We start from the raw sequence: 26,328 nt of genomic DNA on the forward strand, positions 1-26,328 counted from the left end.
GATTCTTACAAGCTAACTGCTGGAGTTAGCGTCCTCTTTCGAGGCCGGAGTCTCGATCGCGTATTGGGTGGAAGTGCCAATAACTTTAAATCCTGCCTCTAAAAACAGATGCCGAGTGGCGGGGTCGGCGGTCTCCGGCAGTAGCGCACCGACGGTGGCGAATCCTTGTTTTTTAAACGCCGTAAGCACCGCCGCGATTAGCGATTTTAGAATCGCCTCGTTTTCCCACCCCGGAAGGAGTCCTAACAAATCGATATAGCCTTGTCGATTCCCTACCGCGGTCCAATCTTGCCGATAGATAGAAGACAGCACGAAGCCAGCGATCTCGGAACGATCAGTGGTTTTATCTAGCGCCACGAAAGAGCAATCCGGGGTAAAGGCTCCCCGCCGAGTTGTCCAATCCTCTGAAGTGTATCCCGCCCCGGCTTTCCGCTCTTCCAAGATCCGGTTGACAGCTTGCCGCAACAGGTCATCAAGTTCTTTATCCCAGGTGACAATCTGGAACGGGTGGGACAGACTCGGTACTTCAATCGAACCAGACAGATCCCGAGACACATCCACGAAGGAATCGGTTTGCGTATAACCGGCATCTACCAGTAATTGTGACAGTTCCGGGGCTATATCTTCCACATAAAAGAGGGCGCGTCCGGGACGGGAATGGTCTAGTAAGACTCGAGCCTGATCGCGTTGCCAGGATATGGAAGCACGCCCAAGTCCTTGACCGCGGTAGCGCGGATCTACCCCGCCCTCACAAACCACTTCGTTTAACAGTAACCGGGGACGCACCTGCGCATAGGCAACCAGGTTATTTTCTGAGCCGAAAGCGCCGATCGTGCGCCAGCTGGAGGGAGCCGCAAAAAAATCTTCCACTTCAGAAATCGCGGTTCGAAAGGGCGGATTGTCGAACTCTTCAATCCGGTGGATCAGACTTCCCACTTCTGCCACGTTATCGGGGCCGAGTTTGCGCCAGGAAAAGATTTCGCTACCTGCCGGCAATGACCATGCGGGTATTTCCATTACAGCTCCACCGTATAGATCATGCGGGCTCCGGCCAGCTGAAAATCACAAGCGGTACATACCCGGGACAGATCACCAAGTTTCGGATAGTTATCCTCCGCAAAAACTTGTTTATAGCCCGAATCCGCGCAAGCTAAGAGTACTTGGGAAAGCACCTGTTTGAGTACCGCAAAATCGGCGCCGTGACTATCGGCATTTCGCCGGTCATCACCAAAAATGTCAACTGCTACTGCCGGAATGATTTGTTCAGATACTCCCTCAGATTCTAGGCTGCTGCTTTGGCACAGATTGCGGTAAACCACCAGACAATAGGCAAGAACCCGCCCGGAATTCATCGAGATAGCTACAAAAGAAAGATCGGGAGCCAGGTTCGCTATTACCCGCCCCCACCAGCGGGAAGCATCTCCTTTAGCCGCATATAGCCGGGCAGAATTTGCTACATGTAGGGCTTTTACTTCTTCCCATTGATCAGGCGAGAGGCGACGGGCAGAAACTATCCGCACGTCTTTAATAGGGAACTTACCGGGCAGCTCAGTGAGAGTGAGCGGATCTAAACGATGAGAAAAGACTTTAATCGTACGCTGCGCCGAGAACCCGGCCGCGGCATAAAGCATCCGGCGGTCTCCAGCGCGTTCATCAACCACGTTCCGGATTTGGGCGGGACGTTCATAGTCTTCTCCATAGTAACCCAGCATCAGTTCCCGAGCCCGCACGTCTTGCCAGGCCAGTAAGGCTCTGCCGATTCCGCGTCCTCTCCAATGCTCAGCAGTGACCGCGAATAGGTCGGCGCGGGCATAGGTTTTTTCATCTGGCTGCAGGGTAACTGAACCGAAAGCCGCCAAGTTACCGCGGGAATCTAGACCGATCAGACAGTCTTGCAGTTCCGGGTGACTCAGTGCCTGGGTTAGGCGGGTGATCTCGCCCTCGGAAGTAGGGCGCGCCGGATGGGAATGCTGTTCGGTTAAGTGAATCAGTTCCCGGATTCTCCAAGAGTCAGTTTCACGCGAGGGTCGCCAATACAACCCCAGGTGCACCGGGGGTACCGGGGCAGCTGGCAGGCTGCCTAACCTTTCGCGCAAAGTTGACATGTTTTTATCTTATCGGGGGTCAAGCGGCAAACCGAAACTATTACGCATCAATCTGTTCTGCCGCTAGCTCATCGGCACCGGCCACGATAAACTCCCGCCGCGGCGCGACTGTCGATCCCATAAGCAGCTCAAAAATATTCTCAGCTTGCTGCAGCGCGGCTTCATCGGCAAAAGTAATTTGGCGGAGCATACGTTTGCCGCGCTGCATCGTGGTTTCTGCCAACTGCGAAGCATCCATCTCTCCCAGACCTTTATAGCGCTGGATGGGTTCTTTATATTTGCGTCCACTCTTGGCGAGGTCGCGCAGCCGCTGATGCAGCTCATCCTCGGAATAGGTATAAATAATTTCTTTCTTTTTCCGTCCCTGAGCTGGGATTTCGATCCGATGCAGCGGGGGGACTGCCGCATAGACTCTCCCAGCGGCAATCAGGGGGCGCATATAGCGGAAGAATAGGGTAAGCAAGAGGGTGCGAATATGCGCGCCATCCACATCGGCATCGGTCATCATAATGACTTTGCCGTATCTGGCCGAGTCCAGGTCGAAGCTGCGCCCGGAACCTGCCCCGATTACCTGGATAATCGCTGCGCATTCGGCATTGGAAAGCATATCGGAGGTAGATGCTTTTTGGGTGTTGAGGATTTTTCCGCGAATCGGCAGCAATGCCTGGAAATCTGCGGAGCGTGCCTGCTTGGCGGTACCTAGTGCCGAGTCGCCCTCCACGATAAATAGTTCGCAATCTTCCACTTTATTGGAGCGACAATCCGCGAGTTTGGCCGGTAGTGAGGAGGTTTCCAGGGCGTTCTTGCGTCGGGAAATCTCTTTTTGATGCCGCGCGCTCACTCGCGCCCGCATCTCCCCCACGACCTTTTCCATTAGGGCAAATACTTGCTGTTTGTCGTCGCGTTTAGAGGAAGCAAACTTCTTTTCTAGCCACTGGGTGACTGCGCTGGAGACCGCTTGACGTACCTGGGGAGTACCTAAAACTTCCTTGGTTTGCCCTTCGAACTGGGGTTCGGGCAGCCGCACGGTGACTACTGCGGTCAGCCCCGCCATTATGTCCTCTTTTTCGATTCGGATCTTGGCTTCTTTTTGGGTGAGTTTCAGGCGCTTCGATTTCTTGTTTTTATCAATCTGGCTGCGCAGCACCCGCACTAGGGCGTTTTCAAATCCCATAATGTGGGTGCCGCCCATCGGGGTGGCCACAATGTTTACGAAAGAACGTTCTACGGTGTCGTAACCGTTGCCCCAACGCAGGGCAATATCAATATCGCAGGTACGTTCGACTTCTACTGGGCGTAAATGTCCGCTTTTTTGGTCTAACTGTTGCACAGTTTCGCTGTAGGTGCGCTGGTCGCGGATACACCAGGTATCTACGATTGCCTGATCGGGAGCGAGGAAGTCCACGAAATCCTCGGTTCCGCCCTCGGCTTTGAAAGACTCTTCTAGAGGCTCTTCGGGGCGTTCATCACGGCAAATAATAGTTAGTCCCGGTACTAGGAAAGCGGTTTGACGCGCGCGTTCTAACAGGTGTTCCCAAGAGAATCCAGTAGAGGCGGTTTTGGGGAAGATCTGAAAATCTGCCCAAAAACGCACCCGGGTTCCGGTCTTTTTCTTGGGGGCTTTCCCTATTACTTTCAGTTTGGATTCTTTGGTGAAAGGCTTAAACGGCGAGGTAGGCGTGCGGGATTGGGTGTCGTCGAACTCTCCGGGTTCCCCGCGCAGAAAAGACATTTGATAGGTTTTCCCGCCCCTATCTACCTGCACATCTAGGCGGGCAGAAAGAGCGTTTACTACCGAGGCACCCACCCCGTGCAGGCCGCCCGCTGCCCCGTAGGAGCCGGTGCCGAACTTTCCGCCCGCATGCAGTTTGGTATAGACCACCTCCACCCCAGATAGTCCCACCCCGGGGACTTCATCTACGGGGATACCGCGACCGTTATCTGCCACTGAAACCGAATGATCATCGCCGATAGTGACCTCGATCCGGTCACAGTAGCCTTCCAGGGCTTCATCTACCGAGTTGTCGATAATTTCCCAGAGGCAATGCATTAGCCCGCGGTGATCGGTGGATCCGATATACATACCGGGACGCTTGCGAACTGCGTCTAGTCCTTCTAGTACCGACAGATGCCGGGCGGTGTAATCCGCTTTCGTATTAGTAGCCACCCCCCTAGTTTAAGGGCTGCCACTTTTAGGGTGGCGAGCGGCTTTCCGAGGGCGAGTGATTGTGAGGGACTTCCCGCCGGGTTGCGGGGGCTAACGGGCGCAGCATCCCGCAGCTATCTCGTAACCCCTATTTTGAATAGGAGTAGCGAATATAATCGGGGTAAACATTACCGAGGCCAGCCGCTGGACTAATAAAGGAATCCCCATGAAACGTGCAATACTTACCCGAAGACTTCCACACCTTTTACTTGGCGGCGTGCTGGCTGCACTGCTGGTCGCTTCCTCCGTGGTTTTACCCGCTGCCCCCGCACACGCAGCGGATCATTACCTGGAAGATGAGTCCGTTTCCGAGGATCTCAGCTTTAAAACAGTTAGTTACTATGGTGAAAAAGACGATCTCGTAGAGAAGTATGAAACCGAGGATTCTGAAGAACTATGCGAGAAACTAAAAACAGATGATAAAAAATATTCCAAAGAAGATGCCTATTTCTTCAGAAACGAGCTAGGCATTACCCATAGACAGTTGGATAACTGCATATTTGTTGACTCACTAGTTTTTCTCGAATATAGCGGACAATACGATGAAGATTTACTAAAAAAGATTAGTTCCAAAGTTGCTAATAAGATAAATGATAACGGTGAACTTATCTGGGTAATTACTAAGCCGGCAGAGGGATGGGACTTCGATTTAGGAAGCACTCGCGTGCGGAATGATATTGGAATCATGCGATACAGGTTCCCAGGCAAGATTAAAAGCCTCCATCCCAATGCTGGGAAAGTTTCAGGTAATACCTGGACTTTGGATGATCCCCCATCGGAAGAAGAAGAAGATCAAATTGGAGATAATAAGGGAAACATCATAATTACCGCCGAACGTCATAGTTCCAATTTGGGGCTGATTTTGGGGATTACTATCCCGGCGGCGCTAATTATTGTGGCAGCGATCGTGCTGCTGGTAGTCAGAAACAATCGCAAGAAGAAGCAGCAAAATCTCCCTCCGTACCCGGCAGGATCTGGCACCTATCCGCCACCTCCCTTTACGCTCGGCAACTCCCCATACCCAACCCAGCCACAGGTACCGGGATATCCGGCAGCTCCGGGGGCTCCCGGCATGCCGGGAGCAGCGCCCTATTCCCCGAACGTCCCTCCGCCAGGACAGCCGGGAGCCACCTTGCCGGGAGGATATTACCCATATCCATACCCTTACCCGCCGGCCAATCCTCAAGGCTCGCCAGCTGGGTACCCCCTGCCGAACCAGGCCTACGGAATGCCTACGCCGGGATTCCAGCCTCCTGCAGCTGACCCACATCCGGGAGAACCGGCAAAACCGGATGACCCGAATCAACCGGCCGACCCCCGTAGCGGAAAACATCTAGCGAACTCACCGCAGTCTGGACGCTCCGGGCAACCGGCAAAATCCCCCGAGCCTCCCCAATCGGAAGAGACGGGAGGAGCAGAGAATTCGAACAAATCGGACCAAGAAGTCCCCTACAACAATCCCAGGCATGCCGCTAATCCGAAACCCGCAGATGAGAGGCAACAAAGATTTGAGAAAGAGAACGAGAAGGAACTGGGCTCTGGTATTGAAGAAGACCCTGAAAAATAAGACATCACTTTCACCGGAGCTTCAACACACAAAGTTGCGAGAGGGCAACTATTATCAGGGGTAGTTAACTATAATCAGTTTCTGGAGCCTTGTTGCGCTCCCCTCCCCCTGAAAAATAGACAAAGGAATACCGCCCCCATGAAACGTGCAAATCATGCCAAACGATTTCCGCAACTCATTGCTAGCTGTCTGTTGGCCGGGTTGATAACGGCGACTTCCCTACTTGTGCCAACTACCCCCGCGCAGGCGGCAGATCGATACTTCTTAGATATTTCAATTACTGAAGATCTCACTCAGTACACATCTCAATGGATAGGTGAAAAACCAACTTTTTCCAAGAAATATAAAACTCAGAATTCTAATACGATATGCCAGAAATATACATCAGAAACAAATATAGCGTTTAAAAAATACGCGAAAAATAATATAGAACAATTTGGCCTAGTCGACAGGAAAGTGCGTAAATGCCAGCTTGTAGGCTCTCATTTTTTTATCGATTCCAGCGCAAAATCGAGTGAGGACCTACTTAAAAAAGCTACTTCTCCGCATGCTCTAAAACTAACTGATAAACACGAATTGGTGCACAGACAGATGGTTACGCCTACGAAGCTCGATCTAGTTTTCAGGGAGGTAGGAAAGAGAGACGATATTGGATACATGCGGGTAACTTTGCCCGGAAAAATAAAAAGTGTAACTCCTAATATCGGAAAGATTTCCGGCAATACCTGGACGTTAGAAGAACCTCCAATAGCTGACGAGATACCCATGTTAGAAAAGAGTGGAGAAATTGTAACTATTACCGCTGAACGCTATGACTCAAAGTTAGGACTGATTCTAAAAATTACCATCCCTGCTGCGGTGGTTATTGCCGCAGCTTGTGTAGTGCTGCTAGGCAGAAGAAACCGGAAGGGAAAACAGTTAAACCCATCTAGATAAAGGGAGAAAAACACTGCCCTTTCCCCGGGGTCATCTGTCGCACTGTTAAGCGGGTACCCAACGACAAATCAAGACCCGGACGCGCCACCCCACGATTCCCCTCAACCACGACCGCCTCTGCTAGCGGATGAATGGGAGCGCCGGAAAAATCTGCATAACCGAGTCCGATAAAAACACTTTAATAAGTCGGTGCCACCCGGGCAGGAAAAATAATCGGGAAAATTTAAACTCAGGGATTAGCGCAGTCTAGAAGCTACCAGCCAGTAGGGCAACCCGCCCCTAGCGGGCGCGTGATAGCGAGGTAAGCGGGGCGTTTTCGGCTTCCTCTAAATGCAGCTGCTCAGTGTTATCTACGATTTCGGCACCGCTTTCCCGCAGCGCCGGCACTAGAGCATGGGCGTGATGGGCGCAGAAAAATAGATTGCCGGCCTCTAGGCGGGCAAGAACCCACGCCTGCGCTCCGCAGGTATCGCAACGATCAGTCGCGTCAAAAACATAGGTTTGCTCACTCATGCCTTCATTGTCTATTGCGCCCCCCAGGAAGTCACGCCCACCGCTCTTCCTTTCGCGTCTGGCAAAACTAAACCGCCGTCCTTGCTAAGCCAAGGACGGCGGAAAGTTCAAAGTGTGGCAGCGACCCTAATCCAGGTAGTCGCGTAGTACCTGGCTGCGAGAGGGGTGCCGCAACTTCGACATAGTTTTGGATTCAATCTGGCGGATACGTTCGCGGGTCACCCCGTAAACTTTGCCGATCTCATCCAAAGTCTTGGCCTGTCCGTCGCCGAGACCGAAACGCATCGAGACCACCCCAGCTTCGCGCTCAGACAGCGTGTCGAGGACGTGACGCAACTGTTCTTGTAGCAAGGTGAAGCTGACCGCATCGGCAGGTACTACTGCCTCCGAGTCTTCAATCAGATCCCCAAATTCGCTGTCACCGTCCTCACCTAAAGGCGTATGCAAAGAAATCGGTTCCCGCCCGTACTTTTGGACTTCCACCACTTTTTCAGGCGTCATATCCAGTTCTTTAGCGAGCTCCTCGGGAGTAGGTTCGCGCCCCAAATCCTGCAACATTTGCCGTTGAACCCGCGCCAGCTTGTTGATTACCTCGACCATGTGGACGGGAATCCGGATGGTGCGCGCCTGATCAGCCATCGCACGGGTAATCGCTTGGCGAATCCACCAGGTGGCGTAGGTAGAGAACTTATATCCCTTGGTGTAGTCGAACTTTTCAACTGCCCGGATCAGCCCCAGGTTACCTTCCTGGATCAAATCCAAAAACAACATTCCCCTGCCGGTGTAGCGCTTCGCCAGTGACACTACTAGCCGCAAGTTGGCTTCTAACAGGTGATTCTTGGCATGCTGACCATCAATCGCCAAAGAATGCAAGTCCCGGCGCATCTTAGAAGTCAGATTTTCCGATTCGGTTTCTAACTGATGCTGGGCATACAGCCCCGCCTCGATCCGCCGCGCCAAATCTACCTCTTCGGCAGCGTTTAGCAGCGCGACCTTACCGATCTGTTTTAAGTAGTCCTTAACCGGATCTGCAGTCGCACCCGCGACCGTGACTCGTTGCGCCGGTTCATCGGTTTCATCAGAATCAGAAACGGTGAAGGAATTGCCTTTCTTTTGCCCCTTGGCTTTGGCTTTTGCCTGGGCAATTGCCTTATTTAAGCCTTCGATGGCGTTGGCCGGAGTATCTTCCTCTTCGTCCTCGTCATCGTCCTCTTCGGGTTCGCGATCCTCACCGTGCTTTTCGTCATCTTCATCGTCCTCGTCATCATCTAGATCCGATTCGAGGTCGATTTCTTCTTCATCGTTTAAATCTTCGTCACCCGGCTCCACCGCGTCTTCGTCAACTTCGTCAACTTCGTCAACTTCGTCAACTTCGGCGGGATTTTCTAGCAGCTCTTGCTCTTCTGCTAGCGCTTCGACTTCAACTTTTTTACCGCGCGTAGTGGTTTTCTTCGGGGCGGTCTTCTTGGCCGCGCTGGTTTTACTGGCCGCAGCGCTTTTCTTAGTGGTAGTTTTCTTAGCCGCGGTTTTCTTGGCTGCAGCCGCCTGTTTGGTAGCGCTGGTTTTGCTAGCGGCAGTAGTTTTCTTAGTAGTTTTCTTCGCGGCACTAGTTTTAGCGCCAGCGGTCTTCTTGGTGGCCGGCTTTGCCGCTGCCGTCTTTTTAGCTGCGGTCGTTTTACTGGCGCTACTAGTCTTAGTGGTAGCCGCTTTCTTAGGGGCAGCAGTCTTGCTGGCAGCATTCTTCTTCGCCGTCGCGCTAGTTTTCCTGGTGGTAGCCTTCTTAGCCGACGTCTTGGCGGAGGTAGTCTTTTTTGCCGCTGCCGTCTTCTTGGCGCCGCTAGCTTTACTGGTAGCCGTCTTCTTAGCGGCAGCAGTCTTGCTGGCTACCGCGGTCTTCTTCGTGGTAGCAGTTTTCTTGGCAGTACTTTTAGCGGTCTTCTTAGTAGCAGATTTCCCGGCGGTAGTAGCCTTCGAGGGAGTTTTCGCGCTAGATTCAGATTGAGCAGGTTGAGGAGTCACAGCGACCTTTCCTGATTTCTAAACGATTTCATAGAGAATGCTCAATAATTATAATTCAATACCACACTTTCTAGCACAAATCTAGAGGATTTTTCGCGGCTAGAGGAGAGAACTAATAAGGAAAGAGAGTAACCAGCGATGCCCAGCGCCCCAGAGTTTTCCACTCAAATCGATGAACTATTGCCACAGGCATGGCAAGCCGGGGTATCCCGCTGGCAAGAACTAACGGGAATAGCAGAGTTATTTGAAGTAGGACTGGCAGCTCTGAAGGGAGGAAAACGTACCCGGGCGCGCCTGGCCTACACTGGCTGGAAAGCCATAACTGCCAGCAATGATACCCCGCCAAAGCCCGTACTCGACCTCGGGGTAGCCCTAGAGATTTACCAAGCCAGCGCCCTCGTCCATGACGACATTATTGACAATTCTCCCTTGCGCCGCGGTAAAGATGCAGCCCATATCAGTTTCACGAAAGAACATCAGAACAAAAATCGTCAAGGCAACTCGGAGGAATACGGCACCCATGCAGCAATTTTACTAGGAGATCTGCTGCTTTCAGTGGCCGACCAGTGTGCTTTCGAGGTCGCTGCCACCTGCAAAGATCCGGACGCATTCTTCACTAATTGGACCGAAATGACCCGCGAGGTCGCCGCCGGACAGTATCTGGACCTACGTTTAGAAACCGACGAGCTTGACCCCGCCCATGCGCGCGAGCAGATTTTAACGGTTATTCGCCACAAGTCCGGACGCTACTCGGTGGCACACCCGCTCACTCTCGGAGCCCGCCTGGCCGGAGCTAGCCCCGAGCAGCTAAAAACCCTTTTCACAATCGGGGAATATTGGGGAATCGCTTTTCAACTTTGCGACGATGAACTCGGGGTTTTTGGCGACCCCAGCCAAACCGGTAAACCTGCAGGTGGAGATCTAACCGAGGGGAAAAAGACCGTCCTGTGGTCTCTAGCGGAACAGCTCCTGGGTGAGGACGCACGCGCGAACTTGCATCAGGTTTTCGGTAACCGCGCCGCCTCTAAAGAACAAATTTTGGCAGTTACTGACGCCCTCCATAGCCAAGGGGTCAGAGACCAGCACCGCCAGCTAATCACCGAATATGCCGCTAAAGGTGACGCCCTGGTAGCTAGGGGCAAGCTTAATAATGCGGGTCGCGAGGCTCTGCTTGCTCTGGGATGCGCCCTAGTGGAACGGGAATCCTAATACTGCGAACCTAAATCGCCTGCATAGCAGCTACCGAGTTAACTTTGCTGTGGCTTCCGGCTCGCAAGAGGTCAATAGGACGCTGCCCATCCAATAGGGGTTGGGCAGCCAGTACCCACTCGGTTGCCTCTTGAACAGTAAAACCGCCATCTAGCAAGGTGAGCATCGTCCCTGGCAGACGCTCCACGAGAGTCCAGCCTTCGGGAGTCTCCAGGAGTGATTCCGCTACTACCTGTAGTTTTCCTTGCTCATCCGGGAGGGCTAACAAACGGTGCTCATTGAGGAGCCGGTGCGCACGAGTAACTTTTACCCCCAGGCGTTCGGCAGCTTGGGCAAAACTAATCATTTCCATAGTCTTAGCCTATCCGAGAGGGCAAGCCGGCTCCTATCCGCGCCGCCTCCCGGCAATACCGCTGCCTCCCGCTAGGATTGCCTTATGAGAAACGATCCGGAAGCCAGCAGCCGCGCTAGCGAGACCCCACAGGATCCGCCTATCTCGCGTGCAGAAGGCGAAGCTACTAGCCAGATTCCGGAAATAAGCCACAGCGCTACTGACGAAGACCATATGCTGAAACGCCTGATCGATGGGCGCTATCGGATAGTGAAGATTATTGATACCGGCGGGATGGCCAGCGTTTACCGGGCTCATGATGAACGTTTAGGGCGCGATGTAGCGTTAAAAATGATGCACCCACACTTGGCGAATACTGCCTCCCTGGTGGAACGGTTTGAAGCGGAAGCTCGGTCGGCGGCTCGCCTCATGCATCCGGCGATTGTGCAGATTTTTGATCAGGGAACTTGGCGGCGCCGCCCCTACCTGGTGATGGAGTTTATTAATGGCTCCAACCTGCGTCAGCTACTAAATAAAGAGGGTGCCTTACCGCTAGGGCGCGCCCTAGAAATCACGGAACAGGTGCTACAGGCTCTGCAAGCAGCCCATGAAATGCAGATTATTCATCGGGATATTAAACCGGAAAATATTCTGCTGACTCCTTCCGGACAGGTAAAAGTGGCAGATTTTGGACTCGCCCACGCGGTTAACCAAGCCACCGGCACCACTACCGGATCGGTGATGGGAACGGTTACCTATCTAGCGCCGGAACTTATCTCCGAAACCACTTCAGATGCCCGCTGTGATGTGTATTCCGTGGGAATCATGACCTATGAACTGATCAGTGGGCTGCCACCTTTCCAAGGGGATACTGCGATTCGGACTGCCTGGCAACATGTGAGCGAGGACGTGCCGCCGCTTTCAGCGAAGGTATCTTGGATTCCTAGCGAAGTTGATGATCTAATAGCGGCGCTGACCGCGCGCAACGCTAAGGATCGACCGGTTGACGCTGGAGCTGCCCTGCAGCTGGTTAAGGCAGTTATAGATTGTCTTAGCCCTGAGCTGCGAGGGCGCCGCGCCGAGCGCCCCGCGAGCGACACCTCAGAACAAGAAACTGAACGTACCTTGCTAGGCAAAGGGGGCACTGCCCGGCTACCTGTCTTGCCGGTGGCCTCTCCGCAGGTGCCTGCGGCTCCGATTCGTCCTCTTCACCTAGACTCCCCCGCTAAGACTTCTTCCGCACCGGCTCCCGCCGACCCGGAAAAATCGCTAGCCGTGGTCAAAAACGCACCAGCTCCCGCAACCTCGAAATCTCCTACGGGGCGAGGTAAGAAGAAACGTTGGATAGCGGCAGTTATCACCGGGATTTTAGTGATCGCGGCGACCTTAGCTGGCTGGTATTTCACTTTGGGACCGGGAGGGCGCGTAGGCGTACCTAACGTGACCGGCAAAACCGCGGCGCAAGCGCGGGAGATGCTGTTAAACGCCCAGTTTAAAGTGAACACCCAGCGGGAATACTCCGACACTGTCGCTGCCGGTAAGGCCACGCGTACTAACCCTAAAGCCGGTCAAAAAGCCAAGAAGAATTCCCAGGTAAATCTGTATATTTCTCGCGGTATTGAATATGTGAAGGTGCCGGATCTTGCGGGTAAGGAGGGCGAAAAAGCGGGGATACTCCTCAAAGAGGCAAAGCTAAAGATTGCCGAAAGTAGCGAAGAATATTCCGATGAGGTAGAGAAAGGGAAAATCATCGCTACCGCCCCGGAAGCAGGCACCAGCCTCCGCCACCATAGTGGGGTGAAGGTAATCGTTTCAAAAGGTAAAGAACCGATAACTCTGCCGGATTTCGCGGGCAAGAGTGAAGAAGAAGTCGCGAAAACCTTAAATGACCTCAAATTGAGGATTGATAAAACTACCGAGTTTTCGGATTCGGTTCCGCGCGGGCAAATCATCGGGCAAGAACCGGCAGCGGGAACTACTTTATACCATGACGACCAGGTAAAAGTCCGGGTTTCCCAAGGGCCAGAAATGATTGAGGTACCTAACGTGACTGCGCTGTCTATGGGACAAGCAAAAAAGAAATTAACCGATCTCGGGTTCCAGGTACAGGTGCAAAAACAGCTGCTGGGGATTGCTCCCAACCGGGTTTATTCTCAATCCCCCGGTGGGGGCACCAAACTAAAACGCGGTTCCACAGTCACTTTGACCTACGTTTAAGCCGGTTTTTCCCGAGGACGAATTTACTGCGCTAAAAGATCCTGGGGGCGGTCTGCGAGGGCGAACCAGGCGCTCTTATACCGTGTATCCCCAGGGCTCCAGAGGGGCGCGCAGGGGATTACCTAAAGTGTCGTGCCGCTTTTGCAACATTTCTGCCACTTGGAATGCCAGCTCCAGGGATTGCTGGTGATTAAGCCGCGGGTCTACCAAGGTTTCGTAGCGATTCTTCAAAGAATCCTCGGTCAGGTGTTCACTGCCCCCAATCACTTCCGTAACATCATCTCCGGTTAGTTCCACATGGATTCCACCCGGGATCGTCCCCGCTTCCTGATGCGCGGTAAAGAACTTAGCTACTTCTTGCAAGATCTGTTCAAAACTACGAGTTTTATAACCAGAAGAGGAGCTAATTGTGTTGCCATGCATGGGATCACACATCCAGGTGACGGGCCTGCCGTCACGTAATTGCGCCTCCAAAAGTGCGGGTAACGCCGACTCTAATTCGTGTGAACCCATGCGTGTAATAAAGGAAAGGCGTCCTGGCTCGGCTTCGGGATTGAGCTTATCTTGCAAGCGCGCTAAATCATCTCCACTGGCGTTGGGACCGATTTTTACCCCGATCGGATTGGCGACTTGCGACAGCTGCTCCACATGAGCCCCATCTATCTGCCGGGTACGCTCCCCGATCCATAGGAAGTGTGCTGAAGTGTCATACAGCTCGCCCGTACGCGAGTCTACCCGCGTCATTGCTTGTTCATATTCTAAGAGCAAAGATTCGTGGGCACTATAAAAATCTACGGTACGCAGTTCATCGGCGCTGACGCCTGCGGCATCCATAAAGGAAATCGCCCGGTCAATATCAGAAGCTAGCGCGTCAAAACGTTTATACGCCGGGTTAGAGATAAAACCCCGGTTCCATTCATGAACTCGATGCAGGTCAGCATAACCACCCTGGGTAAACGCCCTAATCAAGTTCAAAGTAGTTCCCGAACGGGTATAGGTATCTAACAGGCGTGCCGGGTCTGGGCGGCGAGCCTCCGGGGTGAACTCGAAGGAGTTAACCGCATCCCCGCGGTAGGACGGTAGGGTAACTCCGTCGCGGGTTTCGGTGTCGCTAGAGCGAGGTTTGGCGTATTGACCAGCCATTCTCCCCACTTTTACAATCGGCAAAGACGCTCCGTAGGTAAGCACAATCGCCATTTGCAAAATAGTTTGGATTTTCAGCCGAACCCGATTCGCGGTTGACTCGGCGAAAGTTTCCGCACAGTCCCCACCGGTGAGCACGAAAGCTTTTCCCTGGCTGGCTTGTCCTAACAGTTCTTTCAGGGCATCCACTTCGCCTGCAAACACCAAAGGAGGACGAGTACGCAGGTCAGCCAACTTTTCTTGCAGCTGCTCCTGGTCTGGATAGTTGGGCTGCTGTTTTGCCGGGCAACCTCGCCATGAATTCAGAGCTCTAGTTGTTTTCTCGTCCACGAAATCCACCCTAGTAAGTTTTAGATTTTAAGACGAATAAGTCCGTAAAACGAACTTATTCCCCCAGGGAAGTATCTTCCCTACTTTCTGTTGTTTCCCGCCCGTTATGGCAGTCAGTGCTCAGCAAATAATGGCTATCCACCAGCTAGATCTGCCACCAAATACTTCTTTGGCTCTCGCTGCTGGCCGCAGCGAGAGCCAAAGAATTCAGAGCACCAGGAGTATCAGCGCTTATTCACTCAACAGATAGAGCAAGCTAAAAGCACTAACTAAACCTTAGGCAGGATGTACTTCCTGCCCGATTTCCTTCATCATTTCCTGGAACCAGGGAGTAGTAATATCAAAGGCTTTACCGCCTTTGATCCGCGAGAAGGCAATCGAGCTCAAAACATCACCGTTTTCTTCATCATGCCCGATCAAGCCCGGCTTACCCTCTAGAGCACACTGCACCGCATAATCGGTCATCGACTTGATCAGTCGGAGGTCTTCTACGCCCGCCGCAGAAGCACGCGAGAAGTAACCTGATTTTTGCACCATAACCTTTTCTGCTCCGATCCGCTCGGCAAATTGGCGAGCGAACCACTGACCGGGGTTAATCTTGTCTAGCTGCACGTGCCCGAAGGGATCACGCGGAACCGTCTCTCCCGCCTGTTCCATCTGCTCCACGATTTCGCTAACCCCAGCGCCCTCAGACAGGAAAATATTAACGTTCCCGACCTCATCCATTACTTTGCGCAGGCGAGCAGCCTCGCCCTCAATATCGATATGCGCCTCAGGCACAAAAATGGCGTGAATATCGCGCGATTCGCGAGTAAGCCCCATCGAGGGCAGCCATTCTTTCTTGTCAAGCAGCTTGCGGTAAGAACGGGCAGTGGCAGCCGTCAAATAACCACAGTTACGTCCCATTACTTCGTGAATAATCAGTTCACGCGGGTTGGACTGGCATTCGGCAATCACATGTTCAGCGTAAAGCGCACCGTTATCAGCCGCGGTCCAAGCACCCAGGGACTGGCGCACCGGGATAACATCGTTATCAATAGTCTTGGGCAGCCCCACCACGGTTAATTCGTAGCCGTGTTCATGCAGGTAATGCGCCAAATCCGCTGCGGTGGTGTTAGTGTCATCCCCACCGATAGTGTGCAGCACATTTACCCCGTCCTCTACCAGGCGGTTGGCTGCAACCTCTAGCGGGTTAGCGCCCTCTTTAACTAGGCCGCGTTTGACCAGATCCCTAGTGTTAGTGAGCTTTACCCGGGAGTTACCAATCGGGGATCCCCCATATTGATGCAATAGACCAGCATTTTTACGTGCTTCTTCGTCTACCACAATGAAGTTTTTAGACAGCAGCCCGTGATAGCCATACTTGTAGGCAATAATTTCAATTTCCGGGGCCAGCTCAGTATAACGTTCGATCAACCCACCAACCGCTGATGAGAGACAGGGCGCGAATCCGCCCGCAGTTAGCAGTGCCACACGTTTAATCGTCATATTTCCTCCAAAAGAGTTGTTTGGCCATTATCGGCTCCGTCAGCTAATAGTCTAGTCGATAAGGCGCACCCGGCTCTAGGACGAAAAGAGCTTCGCGCATTTGAGCAAGAAGAGAGGGGGAGCGCGCCAGATTGGGCGGCACCCGTAAACCGCTAGTAGTTCTCCAACTGGAGACGAAGCTAACTATGCTTAGTTAAAACTGCTTCTTTTGAGCGGCGAAACTGTTTATTGATCCGCGGCTGGGGCAGAATCGGCTTTATCCTCATCCTTACTAGCGTCATCTTCCGGAGGCTCTGGCACCTCAGTTTGTGGAGCCTGCCGCCCCCCAGGAGCCTGCACTTTCGGCTCGGCTGCCGCAGCGTCCTCGTCATCCTTCTTAGAAGCGAGTGCCTTTTTCACGTCAGCAGCATACAGATCCACGTATTCTTGCCCCGACAGGCTCATCAAGGAATACATAATCTCGTCAGTGATTGCCCGCAACACGTAACGGTCATCTTCCATACCCTGATAGCGAGAGAAGTCCAGAGGATCACCGATAACTACCCCGATACGGTGTAAACGCGGAATCCGGGTACCGATCGGCTGAGCAATATTGGTTCCAATCATGGCCACGGGAATTACCGGTGCACCCGAACGTAGCGATAGCCGCGCCACCCCGGTTTTACCGCGATAAAGACGACCATCGGGGCTGCGGGTCCCCTCCGGATAGATCCCAAACAGTTCCCCGGATTGCAAACGCGCCAATCCCTTTTGCAGGGCGGCCTGGGACTTCTTTCCCCCGGAACGATCAATCGGTATCGTGCCTACCTGGGTCATAAACCACTTAACGAAAGCACCTTTTAGGCCTTTACCGGTGAAATAGTCGGCTTTCCCCACGAAAACTACTTCCCGGTCAATCATTAACGGCAAGAAGAAAGAATCAATCACCGCTAGATGGTTTGAGGCCAGAATCGCCGGCCCGGTACCGGGAATCTTCTCGGCTCCTTTGATCCAGGGTCGGTAAAGAACCTTTAGAATCGGCCCCAAGAATATTTTCAACATCCGGTAAAACACGTAAGCTTCCTTCCCGCCCGGGCTAGCTGACCAATCTTAAAAGACCGGCTAGAATGTCGACTATGAAACTCCCCAAGAAGTGGGGGGCGCATCGCCGCCGCAACCCAAGCCAACGTCGCGTAGATGATGAATTTTTGGATATTACATCTAGGCTAAATGATACCGGTATTTTTGCCCCTGGGCCGCGAGATTACGAATTGGCACAGCCAAATGATCAGTTTCACCCCCCGAAGCTGCCTGCTAGCCCCCACCTGCGCGGCGGGGTTCGCCTATTAGTGATCACCGTCACAGTATTGATAGCCTGGGTAGCCACCTATATCGCGGGAGTTGACCTACCAGGATGGCTCCACGCCCTCGGATTCTTAGATTTAGCCTTCTTTTGCGGCCTGCTAATATATCTGCTTCCCCGAGGACGCAGCGCTTTAACCAACAAATGGGATGACGATGATGGGGCGAGGGTGTGAACCCCCAGCTCCTCGATCCTCCCTCCCAGGCGCTACGCAGACACCTCAGCACCTTGGTTCCCGCAAGCGGAGAAATTGCCCCGCAAGGAGAGTTTTCCCAATTAGGAGCCCCTTTATCGGATTGCTGTTTTCTTGTGGTTGACCTAGAAACCACCGGCATGGGGGCGGGAGCTGAAATCACCGAAATAGCTGCGGCGCGTTACTATCAGCGCCAGCTGTGCGGAACTTTTCGTTCGCTAGTGCAAACCCGCCGTCCGATTCCTCCAAAAATCGTAGCGCTGACCGGGATCACCAACTCCATGGTGCTTAGCGCAGACCCGCTAGAAGAGGTTTTTTCGCGTTTCCTGGCATTTTGGAGGGCGGATCACCCCAACTGTCCCCCAGTAAACGCCCTAGTAGCTCATAACGCGAGTTTTGATACCGGGTTCTTACGCCGCGCTGCTGAGCAGTTAGACAATCCCCTACCAGAAGCCCTCACCGTCGACACCTTGGCTATTGCCCGTCTGCTCCTGCCACGTCCCTTCGTCGCCAATCACCGCCTAGCTACCCTCGCCAGCTATTTTGGAGCCGATAAACCCACCCACCGTGCCCTAGATGATGTGCTCGCCACAGTGACCGTACTGCAAGGGCTACTAGATCTGGGACAGGGAGCGGGGCTAACCCACACCCAAGATTTTCGCGTATTACAAAAAGTTCCCCGGCAGATTAGGGCAAAACGGGTGCTGGGAGCCGACCTGCCAGAGCGCCCGGGAGTCTATATTTTTGAGGACGCCGACGGAAAACCACTCTACGTAGGTTCGGCTTCCAACCTGCGAACCCGAGTAGGCAGTTACACCACTTTAAGTGAAAAACGCCGGCAGATGCGGGAGATGCTAGCTGCCGCCCGCCGAATTCAGCATACTTGTTTTCCCCACGTCCTCTTGGCGCGCCTAAAAGAGCTAGAGCTGATCGCCCATTACAACCCACCTTTCAACCGTGCCAGCACCCATCCGGATAAATACTGGTTACTGGAACTAACCAACGATGAGTTTGCGCGCCTGAAGCTTTCAAAACGGGTAGGGCGAAAAAATAGCTCCCGAACTATCGGGCCTTTTCCGACTCGAAAAAGTGCGGAAACAGTCAGCCGGGTACTGGCTCAGCAATGGAATCTGCGCACCTGTACCCAAGAGATTTCGGCGGGTAATCCCGGAACTTCCTGCTACTTGGAACAATTGGGAACGTGTCGCGCTCCCTGCCAGGTACAAAACCAAGAAAGCTATCGTGAACACTGCCAACAGATTGCCGCCAATAGACGTGATGCTGAGCAAAAAGCGGTAACTACCTTGCTAGAAAAGGTTCAGGATCTGGCTGAGCGTCAAGAATACGAGCAAGCCGTCGTGATTCGCCAGCAGCTTTCCGCCCTCTTGCGGGCTGGAGCCGAACGAGAACTACTATTCCCGATACTGGCGGCGGAAAAGATTATTTTTGCCTTGCCGGCGCCCCATCGCGGCTGGGTTTACCTCGCCCTCGCCTACGGAAAAATAGTAGGAACCGCGTTTACCTGTGCTAATGCTCCAAAAATTGCGATAGAGAAAACTGTCGCGACTTTGGCGGAAGCTTTCCCGGTTACTGCCCCGCGCTTCCTCGCCCAAGGGATTCTATGGGAACAGCTGCATATTTTGGCGCAGCAGCTTTACCAGCCCGGAACCCGGATTGTACAAATATCAGATTCCTCGGAACTGGTATGCCCAGTGTCGGGAATGCTAGCCCGCAGCCAGCTGCGACAAAAACTAGCGCAAGCCCAAAAACCGTTTTCTTTCCGGCGCTAAGGCTGTCGCGGAAAACTAGTTACTAGTTACTATTAGCTGCCCAGACGTTCCCTATTTGCTTAACGCAGCGCCGCAGCGACAGCTTCTTGCAGCTTAAGTGGGGTCAGGGGGCGCTCGACTGATTTGGCGCCTGCCCAACCGACCAGCCATTCATCTTGCTGGCGAGCTGTCAAAACCAGGATAGGCGGAAGATCGTTTTCCTCCTCATGCAGGGTTTTCGCGACCGAAATACCAGAAATCTTGGTAGCTTCCCCGTCAAGGATTAGCAGATCATAGCGATTGTTATGCACTTTATCTCGGGTAATAGTAGCGGTAGCGGTCTCATCCCAAGTTATTTTGGGTAGATCCGCGGCCGGCTTGATTCCCACGGAATTGATTACTTGCCGCCGCACCTCACGGTCATCGCTATATAACAAAATCTGCAGATTCTTTTCCGCTTCCGCCATTTTCTTCTTCCTTAAGTAAACGCTTGCAAGTACTTTTGGCTCTCATTGTAACCGACTATGGCGCTCTTTGGATCCCAGAGTAGGACTAGGGAAATATTCGGGTAACCTCACTAGGATTGCGGCCATCAAAGACGTTGTTAAGCTTCCAGCTTATTTCCTTCGGCTGCATTTATAGGACTTAGCACCTAGACTAGGGGGGAGACAGCACTCAGCCCGAGGGAGGCTGGGCGGACTCGCAAACTACAAAGGAGATCCATTTATATGGAGAAGTACACGCTTCCAGAACTGCCCTACGACTACGCTGCATTAGAGCCGCATATTTCTGGCAAGATCATGGAGCTACACCATGACAAGCACCACAACACCTATGTAAACGGAGCAAATGCCGCCCTAGAAAAACTTGCGGCTGCCCGTGAAGCCGGCGATCTTGCAGCAGTCAACCAGTTCTCAAAAGATTTAGCTTTCAACCTGGGTGGGCACACCAACCACTCGGTTTTCTGGACCAATATGGGACCTGACTGCGGTGGGGAACCCGAAGGAGAACTTGCTGCCGCCATCACCGAAAACTTCGGTTCCTTTGAGGCGTTCAAGAAGCATTTCTCGGCAGCCGCCACCGGTCTACAAGGCTCCGGCTGGGCAGTTTTGGCTTGGGATTCTATTTCTTCTCGCCTTATCATTTTCCAGCTCTTCGATCAGCAAGGAAACGTACCTGTCGGGGTAACTCCGCTGCTAATGCTAGATATGTGGGAACACGCTTTCTACCTGGACTACCAGAACGTGAAAGCCGACTATGTTAAAGCTTGGTGGAACGTAGTTAACTGGGAGAATGTTACTGCTCGTTTCGAAAACGCTGAAAAGAACTTTAAATCCCTAATCAACCTGGCCTAACAGCTAACGCGGGGGAGCGATTTCCCCTCCTGCCCAAAAATTCGGGGAGCGCACAGGCGCTTCCCGAATTTTTATGCCCACCGCACCTACTCGGGAAAACCACTCCCCCACGTAACTATAAGTTCCGGGTAAAAACCGGGAACTACTTACCCGTAAGATAAAGCTAGTTTTTTGATACCAAAGAACCCTGCATCGTCATATGAAAGGTCAATGAAATGTTGTATGAAACCCTAAGCGTAATCGCCAATATAGCGGGCGCCATTTTCGGGGGAGTTCAATTAGCTCGTTTCATTAAGATCGCAACCGGTAAAGCGGGGAAAAACCAGGATCCCGTTTTAGCTTTTTCTACCGGCCTCCTGGCTTTCGCAATCCCATTTTTCACCCCAATAGCCCACAATCTAGGGGCATCTGCATCTTTTTTCATCGCTCTTGCAGCGGTGAGCACTCTAATATCCGCTCGCTGCCTAAAATAACCGGCACCCAACTCTAGAACCCAACTAGGATCCCGGAAAGCGCGGGGAAAAAATTCGTCCGGGGTTGCTCGAGGGATAGATTTTATCCGAGTGGGCGCGGTGGGCATAAGAATTTGGAAAACGTCGCTACGTTTTCCAAATTCTTGGGCGGGAGAGACACCCGCTCCCCCACGTATTTGTACCTTCCCGGATAAGTGTAAAGCGGGGGGAAAAGTTTTATCCGAGTCGGCTAGGCGGGCGCAAATCTAAAAAGGCAACGCCTTTTTAGATTTTGGGCAGGAGGAAAAGCTTTTCCCCGCGCTTTAAAGATCAAGGAACTGTCACCCGAGGCGGGTACTGGTTTGCTTGGCACCAATGTCATAAATAGCGATGCGCGCCGGATGCGCTTTTGCCCCTTGGCGCTCGCCCTCGGCAGGTTCTAACATCACCATGCGCGAGCCGACCGGAACCCCCAGGAACTGTGGGGTAGTCTGCACAGTAGAGGGAGTAGAAACCATTTTGCCGCTAGGCCACGAACTGGACACCTTTGACCATTTACCTTGCTCGAAGGTGGCGGCAGTCAAATGCACCCCGGGGAAATCATCTGGTTCCAGATTCGGCCCTTTGCCTTGATACAGCATTATTACCTGTTTCGTTTTCGGGGCAGGCAATGCAGGATCGATAGCTACTTGCGGCTGGGTACCAGGAGATCCGCTAATCTTTAACCCTTTAGGTAATTTGTCAAAAGATTTATCTATTTTCTTGGCCTGTTTCAGCGCCGAAACATTACTTAAATCCATGGCACTAATCAGGTCGATCACGAACACCATAGTGGAATTGGCGGGAATGCGTTTCGCGGCTTCGCCTTGGAATCCCAGTTGCGGGGGAACTGTGATCTGTATCCGGGAACCAAGCTTCTTACCGATTAAAGCCTGTTTCCAACCAGGGATAACTTCACTCATCGCGTATCCTTGGGCGGAGTCACCGACTCGGAAGGTACTCATCACGGTCTTGCCGTCCCACAGGTTACCTAAAGTATCCATGAGTACTTGGTCTTTAGCGGTCACGCTCCGCCCTTCGCCCTCGTATAGTACCCGTACCTGTAAACTGGTTGGTGGTTTCCCCGAACCGGCCTCCATCTGGGGAGCTTGCCCTAACTCCCCCGTTACTGCCGGGAACTTCTCTTTTACCTGGGGAGCCGAGGCGTCGGAAGCGGTAGATGAGCATCCAGAAAGTAGGGATATCCCTAAGACAGCGACCAACGCCAGGACTATTATCCGAGCTGACCGCATCCGCATCGGTATGGAGGAAACGCTACTATCGTGCATGACCCGCCTATCCAGTTTTTAGAGGGTACCCACGATATCCATTACGAATGCTACCGCCTGCCCGTTTTGCATCGAACTTAAAGCCAGACGGGAGCCGACGTTTTTACCAGCTAATTCCTTGTCCAGACCTAACTCTGCCAGAGTTTTTTCGCCCTGCAGCGGCATTGGGGTTTTACTATCCCAGGTGGATACAGTCTTTCCTTGCTGGTCTAGCCAACTTTGATGCACAATTACCACGTCATCGGCTTTTAGTGGGGCTCCGGTTCCGGTAGCAAGCACGCTCACGGCGCGGTCTTTGGCAAGCTGATCAGCGTTAACTTTCAACGCTGGTTTCTGGCCCAATTTCCCGTTAACTTCTAGGCCGGGGAGAGTCTTTCCGGTCGCTTTGGCCTGTGCCAGCTGCTCCTCGCCTTTCTTCATCTGAGAGGCAGAGAAACATTTCAGAGTATCCACCACGAATACTAGGGTAGATCCAGCGGGAATATCACCAGTTGCCTGATCCCCGTAACCCAATTCGGGAGGAATCACCAGTAGGGTACGCGATCCCGGTTTGGCATTTTTAAGTCCCTGTCCCCAGCCGGGAACTACTTGTTTTAACGAGAAAACAGCAGGATTACCCCGGTCGAAACTGGAATCAAATTTCTTCCCGTCCCACAACTGGCCGTGATAGTTAACTTTCAGCACTGCGTCTGCGCCGCAAGCCTCACCCTCACCAGCTTTAACGGTGCCAACTTTCAAATCTTTCGGCGCAGTCCCCTCTCCCGCACTAACCTTGGGGGCTTTACCGTATTCGCCCTCAACTTTTACTCCGAAATCAGAGAAGGAACCATCGCTACTACAGGCGGTCAGACCCGCACCTAATAAGGCACCTAACAGGGCGATAGCAGCGACAGAAGAAGAAAGTCTACGTTTCACAGCATGATCCTAACTGTTTTTAGTGGAACGATTGGCCGCAGGCGCAAGAACCTACCGCGTTCGGATTATCAATCGTGAAGCCTTGGCGTTCAATCGTGTCGGAAAAATCAATCGAGGCTCCCTCCAGGTAGGGATTGGACATTTTATCTACCACTACCTCTACCCCGGGGGCGAACTCGACCACAGCGTCGCCGTCTAGGAGACGTTCATCGAAATAAAGCTGATAGATCAGTCCCGAGCATCCTCCCGGCTGCACCGCTATCCGCAGCCGCAAGTCATCGCGACCTTCCTGGTCTAGCAGTGATTTCACTTTTTCAGTGGCGGCATCGGTCAAAGTTACTTTGTGGGTAGCTGTCTGTTCTGCCTGTTGTTCACTCATATCTGTTCCTCAAAATTTCCTAGATGAACTAAGTTAGTCCTTAGCCTAGTCCAAGGTAGCCCTAGTGGCTATTGCGACCAGGTACGCGCTAAGCGAAGTCCGGCCTCCTCCATACCGGCAATATCGGTAGGGAATTGGTAGACACCATCTATTCCCCGCTCCGCAATCTCACCTCTACTCAGATTATTTTCACTGGTAACTACCACTATCGGCACCCCGAAGCGGTTGGTGAGATCGCATAAATGTTCTAACGGAGAGCCGGGAAGGTTCCAGGGGGATAGCTCTTCAGTATTCGCCACTAGCAAATCTGTGGTTTCTAATACTTGCGGCAGACTGGTTTGTTCATCCAGGAAGTCTGCCGCAAAGTCCAGACGGGCTCCCAACCTACCTAATAGTTCCCCCACTCCCCAAGCGCACCCTCCTGCGGGCAGAGTCCCTATTTGGGTACCCGGGGCAGATTTAGTGCCCGATAAATCAGTGATTCCAAGGTAACGACGGCGGCCGAATTTTTCGGCTGCTTTAAGCACTCCCTCCCAGTTTTCTTTAGTTTGTTGCGCAATCTTCGGGCTAATTTTGGCGATCTGAGCTAGCACCCCGGAAGCTGATAGTAACGGTTTCTGACTGCCGGTGACTACCAGCGCCCCCGCCAGGTCACGCCCTAAAGATTTCCAAATCTGTGGACCCATTTGCCCCGCGCCGTAAGCGGCCGCCACTCCCGCTAAGAATTGCCCAGGAAACTCCGGTAAAACCTCTAGATTCCCGGTAGGCAGCGCCCCCAGCGGCAAATACTCACTTTGCAGGGTTGGCATCGGCTGGACAGCCGGCAGATAGAGGCCAATACCTGCTTTAAGTAGCTCCGGTAAACGGTTTCCTGCCTTAACCGGATCGTTCTTACCGGAGAATAAATCTTCTAGCGGATAGCTAGCGGCCACTTCCGGATATGCCCACGAATAGGGGACAACTTGCAGCTGGTCGCGGCTTTTATGTTTTAACCAGCCTGTCTTAAAGGCTTGCCCCCCTTCGTGGGCTCTGCTCTGCCGAGTGCTGGCTGCTGCCAGAAGTATCTGCACTTAAATCTTTCCACCTAAACGAGCCAGGAACAGTGCTTCGGCTGTAATAGCATTTTTCAGGTCGCCTAAATCCTGGGATTCATTTTCTGAATGCGCGTTAGTGGCGGGGTCTTCCACTCCGGTGATTAAGATATCGGCCTGCGGGAAAACTTGTGCCAGGTCAGCGGTCATCGGGATCGCTCCCCCGCACCCAATATCTACCGCGTCCTTATCCCAAGCGGCAGATAGAGCCCATTTCATATCTTTTTCGGCCACCGATGATTGGGCTTGGTAAGACGGACCGCATTCAAGAATCTCGGTTTCTACTTCCGCTCCAAAGGGGGCATTTTCTTTCAAAAATCTGCTTAATGCTTGGGCACATTCGGCGCTATCGGTTCCCGGAGCAGTGCGCAAGGACAGGCGCAAACAGGTTTCCGGCACCAGGGCATTCGCGCTTTCGGCGCGAGAACGCTGATCCCAACCAATAACGCAAAGTGCCGGTTGGTTCCAAAGACGTGCGGCCACATCCCCCTTTCCAGCCAGCTTATAGCTATCTACTACCCCGGCATCCGCTTTAAAAAGATCTTCCGGATAATGAACATCAGCACTGGTAGAGCCCCCTAAGCCGGGAACTGCCAAACTGCCATCTGGATTAAAACATTTCGCGAGCAACAAACTGGCAACCGTGACTGCATCGAGTACCGGCCCTCCGAAAGCTCCCGAATGCAGGGCAGTATCCATTACTTTAACTTTCACATCCATACTGGCTACTCCGCGCAATGTTGCAGTCAACGCAGGTTCCCCTACCCGCCAGTTATCGGAGTCGCAAACAATGATGGCGTCAGCGGCTAAATCTTCTCGATATTTTTCGATAAAGTTGCGGAACGAGGGCGAGCCGATCTCTTCTTCGCCCTCAATAAAGCAAGTTACGTTAACCGGGCAGTTATCCGCCAAAGCTAGGAGCGTGCCGTAGTGCACCATGACTCCCGCCCCATCATCTGAGGTACCGCGCCCATACAGGCGACCATTCTTTTCGGTAGCCACAAAGGGTTCGGTATTCCAGCGCTCGACCGGGCCGGCAGGTTGTACATCATGGTGAGCATAAAGCAAGACTGTTTTAGCTTGCGGATCTACTATCTTGCGGGCAATAACTGCCGGCATTCCTTCCTCGCCAGTGGGAGTGGGTGCAGTTTTTACTTCCGTTTTCATCCCCAGGTTTGAAAATAACTGCGCCAGGTGCGCGGCAGATTTTTCTACCTCCGCGCGGGAAGCAGAAGAAACTGAAGGAATCGCTACCAGTTTGGTTAGCTCGCTTTTAACATCATCAAAAATGCGGTTAGTAGCCGCTTTATATTCCGAAATATCACTCATGTTTGCCAGGTTACCCCGATATGCCCTCAAGAGGGAAAGGGTAACTAGAACCGACAAACTACAGCCGCAAGGTAGGACAGATTTCCCCTGCCCGTCCTCCCCCGATAACCT

Annotated in this window: 23 protein-coding genes; 8 read left to right on the forward strand and 15 right to left on the reverse strand. The window is 52.9% G+C overall.

Going from position 1 to position 26,328, the window contains the following annotated elements:
* Positions 1 to 12: 12 nt before the first annotated feature.
* Genes E6072_RS02385 through E6072_RS02395 form a run of 3 tightly spaced genes read right to left on the reverse strand, consistent with a single transcriptional unit; the run spans position 13 to position 4,272 of the window.
* Positions 13 to 1,017, reverse strand: a complete 1,005-nt coding sequence (locus E6072_RS02385; protein ID WP_316693457.1) for a GNAT family N-acetyltransferase — start codon at positions 1,015 to 1,017, stop codon at positions 13 to 15.
* Positions 1,017 to 2,105 (reverse strand): GNAT family N-acetyltransferase, encoded by a 1,089-nt coding sequence (locus tag E6072_RS02390; protein ID WP_316693458.1) that lies wholly within the window; start codon positions 2,103 to 2,105, stop codon positions 1,017 to 1,019. Before E6072_RS02390 ends, E6072_RS02385 begins: the two co-directional genes overlap by 1 nt.
* 40 nt (positions 2,106 to 2,145) lie before the next feature.
* Positions 2,146 to 4,272, reverse strand: coding sequence for a DNA topoisomerase IV subunit B (locus E6072_RS02395; RefSeq protein WP_316693459.1), 2,127 nt, complete (start codon positions 4,270 to 4,272; stop codon positions 2,146 to 2,148).
* A 205-nt stretch (positions 4,273 to 4,477) separates the two neighbouring features.
* Here E6072_RS02395 and E6072_RS02400 point away from each other — a divergent pair, with 205 nt between their 5' ends.
* Positions 4,478 to 5,878 carry a hypothetical protein gene (locus E6072_RS02400; RefSeq protein WP_316693460.1) on the forward strand — a complete coding sequence of 467 codons (1,401 nt, stop codon included), beginning with the start codon at positions 4,478 to 4,480 and terminating at the stop codon, positions 5,876 to 5,878.
* 138 nt (positions 5,879 to 6,016) lie between these two features.
* Positions 6,017 to 6,814, forward strand: coding sequence for a hypothetical protein (locus E6072_RS02405; protein ID WP_316693462.1), 798 nt, complete (start codon positions 6,017 to 6,019; stop codon positions 6,812 to 6,814).
* A gap of 279 nt (positions 6,815 to 7,093) precedes the next feature.
* Here the strand turns inward: E6072_RS02405 and E6072_RS02410 are convergent, their stop codons facing one another.
* Positions 7,094 to 7,327, reverse strand: a complete 234-nt coding sequence (locus E6072_RS02410; protein WP_316693464.1) for a hypothetical protein — start codon at positions 7,325 to 7,327, stop codon at positions 7,094 to 7,096.
* A gap of 126 nt (positions 7,328 to 7,453) precedes the next feature.
* On the reverse strand, positions 7,454 to 9,346 hold the full coding sequence (locus E6072_RS02415) for an RNA polymerase sigma factor (RefSeq protein ID WP_316693466.1): 1,893 nt from the start codon (positions 9,344 to 9,346) through the stop codon (positions 7,454 to 7,456).
* A gap of 138 nt (positions 9,347 to 9,484) precedes the next feature.
* Between E6072_RS02415 and E6072_RS02420 the strand changes: the two genes are divergently transcribed.
* On the forward strand, positions 9,485 to 10,555 hold the full coding sequence (locus E6072_RS02420; RefSeq protein WP_316693467.1) for a polyprenyl synthetase family protein: 1,071 nt from the start codon (positions 9,485 to 9,487) through the stop codon (positions 10,553 to 10,555).
* A 10-nt stretch (positions 10,556 to 10,565) separates the two neighbouring features.
* Here E6072_RS02420 and E6072_RS02425 read toward each other — a convergent pair whose 3' ends face one another.
* Positions 10,566 to 10,907, reverse strand: a complete 342-nt coding sequence (locus E6072_RS02425) for an Rv2175c family DNA-binding protein (RefSeq protein WP_316693469.1) — start codon at positions 10,905 to 10,907, stop codon at positions 10,566 to 10,568.
* Positions 10,908 to 10,991: 84 nt separating this feature from the next.
* On the opposite strand from E6072_RS02425, the gene pknB reads away from it, so the two are divergent.
* Complete coding sequence (gene pknB, locus E6072_RS02430) at positions 10,992 to 13,103, forward strand: Stk1 family PASTA domain-containing Ser/Thr kinase (RefSeq protein WP_316693470.1); 2,112 nt, start codon at positions 10,992 to 10,994, stop codon at positions 13,101 to 13,103.
* 75 nt (positions 13,104 to 13,178) lie between these two features.
* Here the strand turns inward: pknB and E6072_RS02435 are convergent, their stop codons facing one another.
* The 3 genes from E6072_RS02435 to E6072_RS02445 all read right to left on the reverse strand — a co-directional run bounded on the left by E6072_RS02435 (position 13,179) and on the right by E6072_RS02445 (position 17,117).
* Positions 13,179 to 14,576 (reverse strand): class II 3-deoxy-7-phosphoheptulonate synthase, encoded by a 1,398-nt coding sequence (locus E6072_RS02435; protein WP_316693472.1) that lies wholly within the window; start codon positions 14,574 to 14,576, stop codon positions 13,179 to 13,181.
* Positions 14,577 to 14,852: 276 nt separating this feature from the next.
* Positions 14,853 to 16,064: a pyrophosphate--fructose-6-phosphate 1-phosphotransferase gene (locus E6072_RS02440; RefSeq protein WP_316693474.1), complete on the reverse strand. Its 1,212-nt coding sequence runs from the start codon at positions 16,062 to 16,064 to the stop codon at positions 14,853 to 14,855.
* Positions 16,065 to 16,289: 225 nt separating this feature from the next.
* A complete protein-coding gene (locus tag E6072_RS02445; RefSeq protein ID WP_316693476.1) occupies positions 16,290 to 17,117 on the reverse strand; it encodes a lysophospholipid acyltransferase family protein in 828 nt (275 codons plus the stop codon).
* Between the two features lie 53 nt (positions 17,118 to 17,170).
* Here E6072_RS02445 and E6072_RS02450 point away from each other — a divergent pair, with 53 nt between their 5' ends.
* Positions 17,171 to 17,581 carry a hypothetical protein gene (locus tag E6072_RS02450; RefSeq protein ID WP_316693478.1) on the forward strand — a complete coding sequence of 137 codons (411 nt, stop codon included), beginning with the start codon at positions 17,171 to 17,173 and terminating at the stop codon, positions 17,579 to 17,581.
* Entirely contained in the window at positions 17,578 to 19,389 is a 1,812-nt protein-coding gene (locus tag E6072_RS02455; RefSeq protein ID WP_316693480.1) for a DEDD exonuclease domain-containing protein, read from the forward strand. The genes E6072_RS02450 and E6072_RS02455 overlap by 4 nt, the downstream gene beginning before the upstream one ends.
* Positions 19,390 to 19,448: 59 nt before the next feature.
* On the opposite strand, the gene E6072_RS02460 is transcribed toward E6072_RS02455, so the two are convergent.
* Positions 19,449 to 19,835 (reverse strand): response regulator, encoded by a 387-nt coding sequence (locus tag E6072_RS02460; protein ID WP_316087134.1) that lies wholly within the window; start codon positions 19,833 to 19,835, stop codon positions 19,449 to 19,451.
* 261 nt (positions 19,836 to 20,096) lie between these two features.
* Between E6072_RS02460 and E6072_RS02465 the strand changes: the two genes are divergently transcribed.
* Both E6072_RS02465 and E6072_RS02470 read left to right on the forward strand, forming a co-directional pair.
* Positions 20,097 to 20,723 (forward strand): superoxide dismutase, encoded by a 627-nt coding sequence (locus tag E6072_RS02465; protein WP_316693484.1) that lies wholly within the window; start codon positions 20,097 to 20,099, stop codon positions 20,721 to 20,723.
* Positions 20,724 to 20,938: 215 nt separating this feature from the next.
* Positions 20,939 to 21,196, forward strand: coding sequence for a hypothetical protein (locus E6072_RS02470; protein ID WP_316693485.1), 258 nt, complete (start codon positions 20,939 to 20,941; stop codon positions 21,194 to 21,196).
* Positions 21,197 to 21,516: 320 nt separating this feature from the next.
* Here E6072_RS02470 and E6072_RS02475 read toward each other — a convergent pair whose 3' ends face one another.
* The 5 genes from E6072_RS02475 to E6072_RS02495 form a co-directional block, all read right to left on the reverse strand.
* A complete protein-coding gene (locus E6072_RS02475) occupies positions 21,517 to 22,503 on the reverse strand; it encodes an FKBP-type peptidyl-prolyl cis-trans isomerase (RefSeq protein ID WP_316693487.1) in 987 nt (328 codons plus the stop codon).
* A gap of 18 nt (positions 22,504 to 22,521) precedes the next feature.
* Entirely contained in the window at positions 22,522 to 23,418 is an 897-nt protein-coding gene (locus tag E6072_RS02480) for an FKBP-type peptidyl-prolyl cis-trans isomerase (RefSeq protein ID WP_316693489.1), read from the reverse strand.
* 19 nt (positions 23,419 to 23,437) lie between these two features.
* Positions 23,438 to 23,797 carry an iron-sulfur cluster insertion protein ErpA gene (erpA, locus tag E6072_RS02485; RefSeq protein WP_307737624.1) on the reverse strand — a complete coding sequence of 120 codons (360 nt, stop codon included), beginning with the start codon at positions 23,795 to 23,797 and terminating at the stop codon, positions 23,438 to 23,440.
* Between the two features lie 68 nt (positions 23,798 to 23,865).
* On the reverse strand, positions 23,866 to 24,867 hold the full coding sequence (locus E6072_RS02490; RefSeq protein ID WP_316693491.1) for a hypothetical protein: 1,002 nt from the start codon (positions 24,865 to 24,867) through the stop codon (positions 23,866 to 23,868).
* A complete protein-coding gene (locus E6072_RS02495; protein WP_316693492.1) occupies positions 24,868 to 26,217 on the reverse strand; it encodes a M20/M25/M40 family metallo-hydrolase in 1,350 nt (449 codons plus the stop codon). It lies immediately after the preceding gene.
* Between the last annotated feature and the right edge of the window lie 111 nt (positions 26,218 to 26,328).

The sequence above is a fragment of the Varibaculum cambriense genome, from assembly GCF_032557235.1.
GTDB classification, from domain to species: Bacteria; Actinomycetota; Actinomycetes; order Actinomycetales; family Actinomycetaceae; genus Varibaculum; species Varibaculum cambriense_C.

What these genes read in the sequence shown, in the direction of transcription:
- E6072_RS02410 (WP_316693464.1), bottom strand. Translation starts at nt 7,327, where the DNA reads ATGAGTGAGCAAACCTATGTTTTTGACGCGACTGATCGTTGCGATACC.
- E6072_RS02385 (WP_316693457.1), bottom strand. Translation starts at nt 1,017, where the DNA reads ATGGAAATACCCGCATGGTCATTGCCGGCAGGTAGCGAAATCTTTTCC.
- E6072_RS02425 (WP_316693469.1), bottom strand. Translation starts at nt 10,907, where the DNA reads ATGGAAATGATTAGTTTTGCCCAAGCTGCCGAACGCCTGGGGGTAAAA.
- pknB (WP_316693470.1), top strand. Translation starts at nt 10,992, where the DNA reads ATGAGAAACGATCCGGAAGCCAGCAGCCGCGCTAGCGAGACCCCACAG.
- E6072_RS02390 (WP_316693458.1), bottom strand. Translation starts at nt 2,105, where the DNA reads ATGTCAACTTTGCGCGAAAGGTTAGGCAGCCTGCCAGCTGCCCCGGTA.
- E6072_RS02465 (WP_316693484.1), top strand. Translation starts at nt 20,097, where the DNA reads ATGGAGAAGTACACGCTTCCAGAACTGCCCTACGACTACGCTGCATTA.
- E6072_RS02420 (WP_316693467.1), top strand. Translation starts at nt 9,485, where the DNA reads ATGCCCAGCGCCCCAGAGTTTTCCACTCAAATCGATGAACTATTGCCA.
- erpA (WP_307737624.1), bottom strand. Translation starts at nt 23,797, where the DNA reads ATGAGTGAACAACAGGCAGAACAGACAGCTACCCACAAAGTAACTTTG.
- E6072_RS02495 (WP_316693492.1), bottom strand. Translation starts at nt 26,217, where the DNA reads ATGAGTGATATTTCGGAATATAAAGCGGCTACTAACCGCATTTTTGAT.
- E6072_RS02475 (WP_316693487.1), bottom strand. Translation starts at nt 22,503, where the DNA reads ATGCACGATAGTAGCGTTTCCTCCATACCGATGCGGATGCGGTCAGCT.
- E6072_RS02405 (WP_316693462.1), top strand. Translation starts at nt 6,017, where the DNA reads ATGAAACGTGCAAATCATGCCAAACGATTTCCGCAACTCATTGCTAGC.
- E6072_RS02460 (WP_316087134.1), bottom strand. Translation starts at nt 19,835, where the DNA reads ATGGCGGAAGCGGAAAAGAATCTGCAGATTTTGTTATATAGCGATGAC.
- E6072_RS02400 (WP_316693460.1), top strand. Translation starts at nt 4,478, where the DNA reads ATGAAACGTGCAATACTTACCCGAAGACTTCCACACCTTTTACTTGGC.
- E6072_RS02440 (WP_316693474.1), bottom strand. Translation starts at nt 16,064, where the DNA reads ATGACGATTAAACGTGTGGCACTGCTAACTGCGGGCGGATTCGCGCCC.
- E6072_RS02470 (WP_316693485.1), top strand. Translation starts at nt 20,939, where the DNA reads ATGTTGTATGAAACCCTAAGCGTAATCGCCAATATAGCGGGCGCCATT.
- E6072_RS02450 (WP_316693478.1), top strand. Translation starts at nt 17,171, where the DNA reads ATGTCGACTATGAAACTCCCCAAGAAGTGGGGGGCGCATCGCCGCCGC.